At 69.4% G+C, this 10,607-nt stretch carries 14 protein-coding genes and 2 pseudogenes; 7 read left to right on the forward strand and 9 right to left on the reverse strand.

Annotated elements, in window-relative coordinates:
• Positions 1–6: 6 nt before the first annotated feature.
• Complete coding sequence (locus ACIP64_RS39885; protein WP_401597332.1) at positions 7–1,017, reverse strand: zinc-binding dehydrogenase; 1,011 nt, start codon at positions 1,015–1,017, stop codon at positions 7–9.
• A gap of 103 nt (positions 1,018–1,120) precedes the next feature.
• Here ACIP64_RS39885 and ACIP64_RS39890 point away from each other — a divergent pair, with 103 nt between their 5' ends.
• A complete protein-coding gene (locus ACIP64_RS39890; protein ID WP_401597334.1) occupies positions 1,121–1,729 on the forward strand; it encodes a TetR/AcrR family transcriptional regulator in 609 nt (202 codons plus the stop codon).
• Positions 1,730–2,391: 662 nt separating this feature from the next.
• Positions 2,392–2,730 (forward strand): annotated as a pseudogene (locus ACIP64_RS39895) (cytochrome ubiquinol oxidase subunit I); the annotation flags it as partial.
• A gap of 246 nt (positions 2,731–2,976) precedes the next feature.
• Here the strand turns inward: ACIP64_RS39895 and ACIP64_RS39900 are convergent.
• From ACIP64_RS39900 to ACIP64_RS39910, 3 genes are all read right to left on the reverse strand, one after another.
• Complete coding sequence (locus ACIP64_RS39900; protein WP_401597337.1) at positions 2,977–3,408, reverse strand: DUF2267 domain-containing protein; 432 nt, start codon at positions 3,406–3,408, stop codon at positions 2,977–2,979.
• A gap of 53 nt (positions 3,409–3,461) precedes the next feature.
• Entirely contained in the window at positions 3,462–3,851 is a 390-nt protein-coding gene (locus ACIP64_RS39905) for a DUF2267 domain-containing protein (RefSeq protein WP_401597339.1), read from the reverse strand.
• 111 nt (positions 3,852–3,962) lie between these two features.
• Entirely contained in the window at positions 3,963–4,397 is a 435-nt protein-coding gene (locus ACIP64_RS39910; RefSeq protein WP_401597341.1) for an Hsp20/alpha crystallin family protein, read from the reverse strand.
• Positions 4,398–4,524: 127 nt separating this feature from the next.
• On the opposite strand from ACIP64_RS39910, the gene ACIP64_RS39915 reads away from it, so the two are divergent.
• From ACIP64_RS39915 to ACIP64_RS39930, 4 genes are all read left to right on the forward strand, one after another.
• Complete coding sequence (locus ACIP64_RS39915; protein ID WP_401597343.1) at positions 4,525–5,205, forward strand: HSP18 transcriptional regulator; 681 nt, start codon at positions 4,525–4,527, stop codon at positions 5,203–5,205.
• 110 nt (positions 5,206–5,315) lie between these two features.
• On the forward strand, positions 5,316–5,669 hold the full coding sequence (locus tag ACIP64_RS39920) for a hypothetical protein (RefSeq protein WP_401597346.1): 354 nt from the start codon (positions 5,316–5,318) through the stop codon (positions 5,667–5,669).
• The gene (locus ACIP64_RS39925; RefSeq protein WP_401597349.1) at positions 5,666–6,097 is read left to right on the forward strand and encodes a response regulator; all 432 of its coding nucleotides are present in this window, start codon (positions 5,666–5,668) and stop codon (positions 6,095–6,097) included. Before ACIP64_RS39920 ends, ACIP64_RS39925 begins: the two co-directional genes overlap by 4 nt.
• A 143-nt stretch (positions 6,098–6,240) precedes the next feature.
• Complete coding sequence (locus ACIP64_RS39930; protein ID WP_401597371.1) at positions 6,241–7,086, forward strand: RNA polymerase sigma factor SigF; 846 nt, start codon at positions 6,241–6,243, stop codon at positions 7,084–7,086.
• 368 nt (positions 7,087–7,454) lie between these two features.
• Here ACIP64_RS39930 and ACIP64_RS39935 read toward each other — a convergent pair whose 3' ends face one another.
• The 5 genes from ACIP64_RS39935 to ACIP64_RS39955 form a co-directional block, all read right to left on the reverse strand.
• On the reverse strand, positions 7,455–8,063 hold the full coding sequence (locus tag ACIP64_RS39935) for an alkaline shock response membrane anchor protein AmaP (protein ID WP_401597352.1): 609 nt from the start codon (positions 8,061–8,063) through the stop codon (positions 7,455–7,457).
• Positions 8,064–8,082: 19 nt separating this feature from the next.
• On the reverse strand, positions 8,083–8,724 hold the full coding sequence (locus ACIP64_RS39940) for a DUF6286 domain-containing protein (protein WP_401597355.1): 642 nt from the start codon (positions 8,722–8,724) through the stop codon (positions 8,083–8,085).
• 64 nt (positions 8,725–8,788) lie between these two features.
• Positions 8,789–8,947: a hypothetical protein gene (locus ACIP64_RS39945; RefSeq protein WP_401597358.1), complete on the reverse strand. Its 159-nt coding sequence runs from the start codon at positions 8,945–8,947 to the stop codon at positions 8,789–8,791.
• A gap of 242 nt (positions 8,948–9,189) precedes the next feature.
• On the reverse strand, positions 9,190–9,381 hold the full coding sequence (locus ACIP64_RS39950; RefSeq protein ID WP_401597361.1) for a hypothetical protein: 192 nt from the start codon (positions 9,379–9,381) through the stop codon (positions 9,190–9,192).
• Between the two features lie 77 nt (positions 9,382–9,458).
• Positions 9,459–9,944: an Asp23/Gls24 family envelope stress response protein gene (locus ACIP64_RS39955; protein ID WP_401597363.1), complete on the reverse strand. Its 486-nt coding sequence runs from the start codon at positions 9,942–9,944 to the stop codon at positions 9,459–9,461.
• Between the two features lie 150 nt (positions 9,945–10,094).
• Here ACIP64_RS39955 and ACIP64_RS39960 point away from each other — a divergent pair.
• Positions 10,095–10,514 (forward strand): annotated as a pseudogene (locus ACIP64_RS39960) (RNA polymerase sigma factor); the annotation flags it as partial.
• Between the last annotated feature and the right edge of the window lie 93 nt (positions 10,515–10,607).

Here is a 10,607-nt window from a genome sequence, read left to right on the forward strand (position 1 = left end):
TGGGGTTCAGGGTGCGGGGCTGGTGAGCAGGACGGTTCCGCTCCTGCCGGGGCGGCGGACATGGTCGATGGCCTTCGCGAAGTCGGCGAGGTCGTAGCTGGCGGCGACCTCGAAGAGTTCCGGGGCGGTCGCGGCCAGATGGACGGCGAAGGCGACGTCCTCGGCCCGTTCCTCGGGCGTGCGGGCGGCCATCCACTGGAAGACGGACGTGCCCCGCACGGTCAGGCCCCGCGGGGTCAGCGCGAGTGACTCCAGCGGCGTGCTGCCGGAACCGAGCCCTCCGTAGGTGATCAGCGTGCCGCCGTCGGCGAGCAGCCCGGCCAGCTCACCGGACAGGGATCCGCCCACCGCGTCCAGTACGACCTGGGCGCCCCGGCCGCCGGTCGCGTCCTGGACCTGAGTGCGCCAGTCGGCGTCGGCCGTCGAGATGGCCGGCAGTGCGGGGAAGCGCTGCCGCAAGGTCTCCGCCCCGGTGGCGCTGCGCACCAGGTTGACCAGCTCGATGCCGTGCTTGAGTGCTGCGGCGCTGACCAGCTTTCCCACCGACGAGCCGGCGGCGCTCTGCACCACCGGACCGGCCTGGCCGTGCTGGGCGTCCTGGACCGCCTGCAGCAAGGAGAGCAGGGTCAGCGGGTTGGCCAGCATCAAAGCCGCGGTCTCGTCGCTGAGGTCGTCGGGCACCGGCACCACAAGATCGGTCGGCGCCGTGACGAGTTCGCTCCAGGCGCCCGGCACCGGGAAGAACGCCACCCGCCGGCCGGGCCGCAGGTCCTGCACACCCTCGCCGACGGTCTCGATGAGGCCCATTGCCGCCACGCCGGGAATCCGTGGCGTGGCGAACCGCTGCCGCGGCCCACCCGCGAAGCCCGCCACTGCCGCCAGGTCGCCGGGGTGGATCGGCCGGGACAGCACCCGCACCTGCACCTGCCCGGCCTCGGGCGCAGCGGGGGCCGGCTGCTCGCTCAGGCGTAGTACCTGCCCGGCTTCTCCGTGCTGGTCGTAGGCGATGGCGCGCATGGTGCTCCCCTTCCTGAATATTAATGATGGGTGTCATTGAAGCCTCCTGCTACGATGAGGGGCATCATTAAAAAAGTCAAATGAGCAATGCGAGAGGACGGCCATGCCACGGATCACCAAGGAGGACAAGGCCCGCAACCGGCAGAACATCCTCGAAGCGGCGAGCCGCATGTTCCGCTCGCAGGGCATCGACGCGGTCGGCATCGCCGAATTGATGAAGGAAGCCGGACTCACCCACGGCGGCTTCTACAACCACTTCGCCTCCAAGAACGACCTGGCTGTGGAGGTGTGCAGCGCCTCCTACGCCGCCTCGCTCGCCGGCCTGGCCCGGACGATCGAGGACGGTCCGGGCCAAGGCGGCTCTCCACTGGAGCGGGTCATGGCCGACTACCTGTCCACCGCGCACCGTGACGCCCCGGACGGCGGCTGCCCGTCCGCCTCCCTGGCCACCGACGCCGGACGGCACAGCGAAGCCGTGCAGAGCGCGTACGCCGAAGGCGTCGAGGGTTACCTCACCGGCTTCACCGCCGAGTTCCTGCGCGAAGCCGAGGACAAGGGCCACGAGCTCGACCCGGCCGAGGCCCGCCACAGGGCCGTCCGCCTGCTCAGCGAAATGGTCGGCGCGCTGATGCTCGCCCGCGCCGTACGCCACGTCGAGCCCGAACTCTCCGACGAGATCCTGCAGACCGGCCGCAACTACGCCGTCGACTGATGCGATTCAGGGCCGCCGCGGGATCGTGGGGCCGAGGCGTTCGCGACAGACGGCCCGGCCCCCACAGGCGGAGGCGCAGGCGTTGTGCAACGGCCCGAGAGCAATGAGCTGGGCATTGTGAACCCCACGGGCGGCCCGCGCCGCTTAGCGCCCCGCACCCGAGCCGAGGGCGGCGTCCCCAAGGTCGTGCGCCCTCGGGGGTGCTTCCCCATCACGTTGCTCACCGAGCTGCTGAACGACGAAACCAGACGGCGAGCGCGCCATCGTCATCGGTCTGCGAGGCATCTCCGCCCTCGGATCGGGCAGGCCCACGCCGCCTGAAACGTCTGCTCGACGGGATGGGCGGTGGTCCACGAAGTCGAGCCCGGACGGCGGGCTCGGATTCTGGGCGCGCTCACGGGGCGGCCGTCGCGGTTCATGCAGTGCGTGAGCTGGCCTGCGGGAAACGATCTTCGCTGATGGGATGCAAACCCCTGATCAGCACATTTTGTCGGTGCCCCCCCTACTGTTGCAGGGCGGCAAGGACCGTCAGTTCCCCACCGGCTGGGGTGAGGTGGTAACTGTCCCGGCTTCTGCTGCCCGCCCATGCCCGCCGCCCCAAGCTGGCACCTGACGCACTGACACACGACGACACCCGTCGGGCCCACCGACCACGCCGATGCCTGCCCCGCCGCTACGCCAACTACCTGGCCGCCGACGGCTTCACCACCCTCAACACCGTCTCCGCCCTCGGAGCCTTCCTGCTGGGCTTGTCCACGCTGCCGTTCCTGTTACAACGTGTGGAAATCCGCCCGCTACGGCAAGCCCGTCGAAGTCGACGACCCATGGGGCTACGGCCGGTCCCTGGAATGGGCCACCTCCTGCCCCCACCGCGCCACAGCTTCCTCACCCTGCCCCGCATCCGATCCGAATCCTCGGCCTTCGACCTCCACCGCCCCGAAATCGCCGCTAGGGACCAGGAACTCAACGCCGGGCGCCGCGACGTTGTCGAGCCCGGTTAGGGAGCAGCCAAGTCCCTCGGCGAAGGGGAGCACGAGTGAAGCCCTTCCCGGGTCCCGCTGCTCATCCCGCGGCTGCCGAGGGCGTCGCCCAGTGCGAAGACTTCTTGGTGTGGCAGAGCGAGATCAGCGACGCCCACCGTGCGGCCGTAGCGTTCACCGACCGCATGCCCTGGCTGACCACGGCCCAGCGCGAAGAGGTCACCCGGCACTATGTCGGTCCGGCTCGCGTCCGGCTTGCGGCTGGGGTCAGGCTGCCGGTGTGAGGTCGGCGCGGCCGAACAGCAGCGCGTAGCCGGGGGGCAGCTGGTGCAGAATGCGGGTGACGAGGTCGTCACCGGCGAGCTGGGCGATGACGGTGAAGACAGTGCCGGCGTCCCAGCGTGCGGTGGCCGTGGTGCCGCCGGTGCGGGTGGCGAGGTCGCTGACGAATTCGGCACCGGTGCGTGGGGCAGTGGTGATCTGGGCGGTGAGCTCCAGGGCCGCCTCGACGGGAAGGGCGGTCGCCAGGGCGGCGCGTTCTTCGCCGGTGAGTTGCCGGCCGAGGGCGGCGAGGACGTCCCATACGGCCTGCTCGGCCTTTTCGCTGGTGGCGTAGACGCCCTCGTACCGCACACGTTCGACCAGTTGGCCGAATGTCGTCGCGGGCGCGGGGCTGGTGGCGTTGGGCTGCGGGAACATCGGCGGGAGTCCTTCCTTGCGAGTGCTGGGTGTCAGCGGGAGGAGACGTGGTGTCAATCGGCCGCGAGGTGGCCGAACAGCAGGTCGTAGGACGGGGGCAGTTGCAGGAGCAGTCGTCGCAGCAGGTCGGGGCCGGCTTCCTCGGCGGCCACGCTGAGGACCGCGCCCACGTCCCAGCGCGCGGTCTGCTCGGTGGCTCCGTCGATCCAGGCGGCGGCGGCCCGCACGAACCGTTCCGCGTCCAATGGCTCGGTGGCCTGGAGGGGATTGAGGAGTATGAGCGCGTAGGTCTCCGGAAGTCGGGCGGCGAGCTCGGCGCGTTCCTGGCCGACCACGTGCGCCCCGAGCAGGGCGAGCACGACGCGTGCCGCGCGGTCCGCCTCCTGCAGCGTCGGGTACTCACCGCGTTCCTGAACGCGCTCGAGGAATGCCTGAGATCGCATGACCACGATGTGCCCCTTGTCGCGGGTGCGGAGGACGGGTCGAAGAGGGGGGATGGAGCGACCCGCCCTCCGCTGCTTGTGGATCTTGGCCGCGGCTGCGCCCGGCAGGGATCAGCCGCTGATCTGCTTGCGGTCCGTCGATGAGGTGATGGAGATCTTGCGGGGCTTGGCCCGCTCCGCGACCGGAATGCGCAGCGTGAGCACTCCGGCCTCGTAGTCGGCCTGGATGTGCTCGGTGTCGAGGGTGTCGGCCAGCACCAACTGCCGGGAGAACACGCCCAGCGGCCGTTCGGACAGCTCCATCTGCACGTCATCGGCCTTGGCCACGGGCCGTCGCTCGGCCTTGACGGTGAGCATGTTCCGCTCCACGTCGACGTCGATCGCCTCCGGCGTGACGCCGGGCAGGTCGAAGACGATCACGTACTGGTCCCCCTCGCGGTAGGCGTCCATGGGCATGGCCGTCGGCCGCGACCAGGTACCGGTCGCTCCCAGCATCTGCTGCGTCAGGCGATCCAGCTCACGGAAGGGGTCGGTGCGCATCAACATTGTGAAACACCTCCAAGTGTTCGGGCAGTAGCTGCCAATGCGCTTCACCTGCCATCCGTTGTAGCATGTCGTCCAAGCGATGACAAACGCAGATGTCGTCGGAAGGATGACAGCCGGGAGTGCTCGCATGACGACCAATCCGCCCGCCGGGGCCCATGAGGACGATCCCGCTCCGTTCCTGGCCGCCGCGACCGCCCTGGCCGCCATCGAGGAAGCCCTCCGCGTCGCCCGCTCCGCCGACGGCACCACGCCGCAGCCCGGCCCGGAGAGCGGGCGGCAGGAGGCGCTTGCCTCACTGGTCCTGCTCCGCGAGGTCCGGGAGCAACTCGCCCGCTGGGAAACCGGCCTGATCGAAGCCGCCCGCGCCGCCGGCGCGAGCTGGGCGGACCTGGCCGATCCGCTGGGCGTCGCGAGCCGGCAGGCCGCCGAGCGCCGCTACCTGCGCCTACGGCCGGGAGCGGACGGCACCACCGGGGAGCAGCGGGTGAAGGCCACCCGTGACCGCCGGGCCGCCGACCGCTCGGTCACCGCATGGGCCCGCGACAACGCCGCCAGCCTGCGCCGGCTCGCCGCACAGGTCACCGCCCTTCCCGACCTCCCCCCGGCATCACGCCCGGCCATCACGGCCGTGGACCTGGCCCTGGCCGGCGATGACGCGGCAGAGCTGATGGGCCCCCTCGCCGACGCCCATCCCCATATGACCGGACACCCCGACCTCGCCGAAGGCATCGCACGCCTCACCCGCCACGCCGACCAGCTGCGTCACATCAGCGACCAAGAACGCCAGGGGGATGCCTTTTTGCCGTAGGCCGCGACGGCCACGGCCGAAGCGCGCCCGCACCGCCGGTACAGGCGTACCCGTGCACAGGATGACAACGCTTGTTGTCGAAAGCGGCTGGGAGCTCCTATGGTGTGTTCATGCCTGGTGTGCATTTCTCGCTGCGGATGAGCGAGGAGGAGATCTCCGCGCTCGCCGATGGTGCGGTCGACGGCCTTGTCCGTGAACTCGTTGGGCGTGCGTTCGAGCGTTTGCCGTGGGGTGAGCAGTCGCCCGCTCAGGCGGAAGCTTTGGCGCATCTGCACATGCTGGTTCATCTGCGGCAGGCCATTGAGCGCCTGGAGGAGCAGGCAGCGCATGACGCGGCTGATGCCGGCGCTGGTTACCCGCAGATCGGCCGGGCGTCGAACATGACCCGGCAGGGCGCTCGCCGCCGCTGGCCGGGACTGATCACCCACCCTTCCCCCCACCCATCGCCCCGGAGTACTCGATGATGGCCGCCCCCGCCCGCCCCTACGACGTGCTGCTGGTGGAAGACGATGCCGCTGATGCGATGCTCATCGAGGACGCCCTGACCGCGCGTGGCGCTCGTAATCTCACCCAGGTCGAGGACGGCATGGCGGCCTTGGAGTACCTGCGCGACCCGGCCAACCCCCGGCCGGACCTGATCGTGCTGGACTTGAACATGCCGCGGATGAACGGCCGCGAACTGCTGGCCGTCCTCAAGACCGACGAGGACCTGCAGACGATCCCGGTGGTGGTGCTGACCACGTCGGCCGCACCGGACGACATCAGCGGCGCGTACCAGCGGCACGCGAATGCCTATGTCACCAAGCCGGTCAATCTGGACGACTTCGAGCGCGCGGTGCAGAGCATCGACACGTTCTATCTCGACACGGTCACCAAGTTTCCTCGGCGGTAGTTGGCAGTGCGCGGCCATGGCGGAGAACAGCGGTGATGGCGCTTCTCACGGGAGGTGCATGGGCGGCGTGATCGCGGGTAAGCGGGCGGTGCCTCAAAGGCGTGACGAAGAACGTACTGGTGAGGAGGGTCGCTGGGATGCAGATGGTGACCGACGGCGTGGTCGGCGCGGTACGGGAGACCGGCACCGAGGAGGCGCTGCCGGAGACTTCCGGTGCGATGACGGCCCCCGAGGTGCGGCAGGTCTCCAAGGTGATGTTCGCCAGGCTGCAGACGCTGGAAGAGGGCACGGCGGACTACCAGTACGTCCGGAACACGCTGATCGAGATGAACACGGCGCTGGTGCATTTCGCGGCCCGCCGTTTCTCCCAGCGCGCCGAGCAGATGGAGGACATCCTCCAGGTCGGCACGATCGGCCTGATCAAGGCCGTCGACCGGTTCGACCCCGACTACGGGGTGGAGTTCGTCACCTTCGCCCTGCCGACGATCGTGGGCGAGATGAAGCGGTTCTTCCGCGACACCAGCTGGTCGGTCCACGTGCCGCGGCGCCTGCAGGAGCTGCGGGTGGACCTCGCCAAGAGCACAGACGTGCTCGCTGCTGAGCTGGGCCGGGCGCCGACGGTCGCCGAGCTCGCGACCCGGCTGGAGATCGGCGAGGAAGAGGTGGTGGAGGCGATGACGGCCGCCAACGCCTACTCCGCCGCATCCTTGGACGCACCACCCACCGACGAGAGCGACAGCGGAACCGGGTGGGCGGACCGGCTGGGCTACAACGACAACGCCTTCACCAAGATTGAGGACCTCGAGGCAGTCAGGCCGCTGATCGCGCAGCTGCCGGAGCGGGACCGGCTCATCCTGTCGCTTCGCTTCGGCCACGAGTTGACCCAGGCGCAGATCGGCGAACGACTGGGCGTGTCGCAGATGCAGGTATCCCGGCTCCTGACCAGGATCCTGAAGCGCCTACGCACCCAGGCGCTGGCGCTGGCGTAGCCTCACCGCCCGGTTGCCGGCACGGCCGGGGACCCACCGGCGGCTTGTACCGCCGCATCCCGGCCGGGCCGACATGGCACACCATAGGCCCAACGTGGTCGCACGTGGGCGAGGCCGCGCAGCGAATGGGACGCTGTTGCGTACCCGGTCCGTTCGCACGCATCTCGCTGCCTCTGGCGGTCAGCGGGCCGCTGCCCGAGAGAGCAGGCCGATGCCGGGTAGTCAGCACGGCACTTCTCTGTTCGCCCCCGCTTGGCACGGAGAGGTGCCGTCCGTTGGACAGACCCGAGATCCCGCGTCGGCAACAGCGGACTTGGGTATGTCGGCCATCAGATTTCTCTTCCGGATGGTGTCCAAACGCTGGGCTCCTAGGTGACGCGGCGCGATTTGTGCCGCGCGACGTCCATGCGTGTCCGGGCCGGCAGGTGAGCCAGGCCGGTGGAGGCGCGGGCTTGCGCGAGGGGGCCGTGACACAGTGCCTTGAGCACGGGGCCGGGCGTGGCGTCATCGGTCAGGGTGAGGGCCATGTGCAGGCAGGGATGTGCAGGCCGTCCGGCGATGCGGGCGTCCGCCCGTTCCACGCCAGACAGCATGCCTGCTTCCGCGGCAACGGCGTTGCTCAGTGCGCTGCCTCGCAGTTCGACGCCGTCGGGTGGGGGCGTCCCGCCCAGGTGCACGGTACGGGTGCGGTGGCGGCGCACTTGGGTGATCAACCAGAGGAGGGCGAGGACGGTGGTCAGGGTGAGTGCGGCGATGACTGCGGGCCACCACCACCATCCTTGGCTGCTCCAACGGACGCGGTCGGCGTTGCTGAGCAGGACGTCGTGCGGCGCGGTGAGCGGCCAGTCGGCGGGCGGTGCCAGGTTGAGCTGGCGGTAGACGTCGAATCCGGCGGTGAGGATGAGCAGGCCGCCGCCCAGTAGTACCAGGCCGCCGGCGGTCAGCAGGAGGCGGTTGAGGGTGGATCGGCCGTTCATGGCGCGCTCCCGGGGCGGGTCAGCGGGTGTGGTGTCGGGCTCGGACAGTCAGTCGCGGGGTGTGTGCCAGAGCGAGCAGGCGGCACTGGTCGTGCAGGGTGCGGGTCAGGTCGTCGCGTACGGTGCCTGGGTCGCGGAAGCTCACGTAGGCGTGGACGGTGAGGCGGCGGCGTCCGACGGTGGCTCGGGCGCTACCGACGCCCGGGACCCGCATCGCGGCGTCACGCAGCAGCAGTTCGGCACCCCGACGGTCAAGCCATGCCTGCGTGTCGGCGCAGTCCGCCGGCGCCCGCAAGGGCAGCAGTCGGCGCCGGCCGGGAGTCGCGGCGAGGATGAGCAGCCACAGGCCAAGGACAACGGCGAGCGAGCTGCCGACCAGCATCCATAGGTCATCGACCGGGCGGGTGGCCATCTCCTGGGCAAGATGGGTGCGCCACGCCCAGGCCCGATGTCCGGCGCGTACTGCGATCACGTCGTACAGCAGCGCTCCGCTGACGCAGAGGGTTACCAGGGCAATCAGGGTGGCTGGAATGCGGCGGTCCGACCAGAGGCGAGGTGCCTTCTTCCCTCGCCTGCGGGTGTCGTTCGGCGAGGGCCTGGTACCGGAGGCGTCCTTCTCGGAACGGTGCGGGGTGGCAGGTTCCTCGGTCTTGGACCTCATGGCAGCCATCCTCTGTGGGGCGCGGAGCTGCGCCCGGGGCCGGGCGGTTCCGCTGAATGGAGGGTTACTGGACGCGGTGCGGCCGGTCGGCGGTGTCCAAGCGCCGGATCGTCAGTGCGACATCGTTGACGTGCAGACCGGTCAACTGGGCCACACGTTCGGTGACCTCGCGCTGGAGCTCCCGGCAAGTGACGGCAATGTCCGTGGGGTAGGGAAGGTCCACCGACAGCGCCAGTCGAGCCGTGCCGTCGTGAGTCGTCGCACGAACGTCAGGTGATGCCGGGCGCGTGGGCGAATGCCGCGGACCAGTGAGCCTCTTGAGGGCTGTGCTCGCGACCCGCGTGGCAATTCGAGCCACGACACGGTCCGGTATGACCGTCGCTCCCCGTAGGGCAGGCGTCATGGGGCCGTCCGCCTGCTCGCGGCGGTGATGCTCGGGTGGTTCGGCGGCGGGAAGGGTGGAACTCACCGTGGCCTCCGAGCGGAGTGGTCCTGCTGCCGCCGAGTGAGCAGGTCGACGTCGCCTTGCATGACCAGACCGGCGACCAAGCCCACCGCGCCCAGGACTGCCACCAGGAGGAAGGCCCAGAATCCGCCGAAGTACCCGGCGAATCCCAGGGCTATCCCGGCTGCCAGACCCGCTATTGCTGTATTCATCTCTCACTCACCTGTCCCACGGGCGTTCGTGCGCCGCGCTCCGCCCGGTGGGGGACCGCGTCGCCCGCTGTCGATGTTCACCGGACGCGGCCCTCGGTCGGCTCGGTCTCGTCTTCCTCGTCGGGCAGGTTCACGTCGTCGACAACGAGGTTGACCTCGACGACCTCCAGGCCGGTCATGCGTTCCACGGCGGAGATGACGTTGACTCGGACCTCCGCCGCCACGTCGACGATGGGGCAGCCGTACTCCACGACGACGTCGAGATCCACGGCGGCTTGGCTCTCGCCCACCTCGCATTTCACTCCGCGACTGACGCCAGGCCCCCCGCCGGGAACGCGTTCGCGCACTGCGCCGATGGCGCGGGCCATGCCGGCGCCAAGGTTGTGGATGCCGGGTACTTCGCGGGCCGCCATTCCCGCGATCTTGGCCACGACACCATCGGCAATGGTGGTCTTGCCCCGCGTTTCGGGGCTGGTGTCGGCGCCGGTGGGTCCCTTCAGCAGGGTTCCGATGCGCTCGGAGCCGCCCAGTCCAGTGGAGGGACGGTCGCTGGTGTCCGTCATGGCAGTCTCCTCGATTGGTCACTGTGGGCACCGCTCAGGTGTCCCGTCACAAGGTTCGACACACCCGCTGGGCAAATCGTCACGTCTTTCCGTAAATAAGCATCAAGCGGCCCATGTGGGGCACGTGTAAGGCCGCGAGGAGGTGCGGTGATGACACACAGCGTCAGTGCCTCCTCACGCGGAACGGCCGGCCTGAACTCGGCTTCCGAGCCATCTGCCCCGGCCTGGTCCAACGGCTTGGCCTCCGCACCGGATGATCTGCTGGCGATACGCGCCGGCGAAGGCGATGAGGAAGCCTTCGCCATCCTGGTCCGGCGCCACAGCAGTCCCTTGCTCGCCTTGGCTTTTCACACCCTGGGCAACCTCCAGGACGCAGAGGATGCCGTTCAGGACGCTTTCATCAGCGCCTGGAGGCGGCTGCCCGAATTCCGCCACGCCTCGGCCTTCAGCACTTGGATGTACCGCATCACCGTCAACCGCTGCCTGAACCTCCTGCGCGCCCAGCCGACACCGGTACCGTTGAATTCAGTGCCCGAACCCACTGCCGCGGGCATAGGCAGCTCCCCAGCTGTCGGCGACGCCTGAATTCTGAGCCGCTTCCGACGGGTGAAAGGTGACCCCCGTTGCTTCGGTTGATGTTGGTCATTCCCCGGTGTTGGCGGC

This window comes from Streptomyces sp. NPDC088733 (assembly GCF_044751185.1).
In the GTDB taxonomy this organism is placed as follows: Bacteria; Actinomycetota; Actinomycetes; order Streptomycetales; family Streptomycetaceae; genus Actinacidiphila.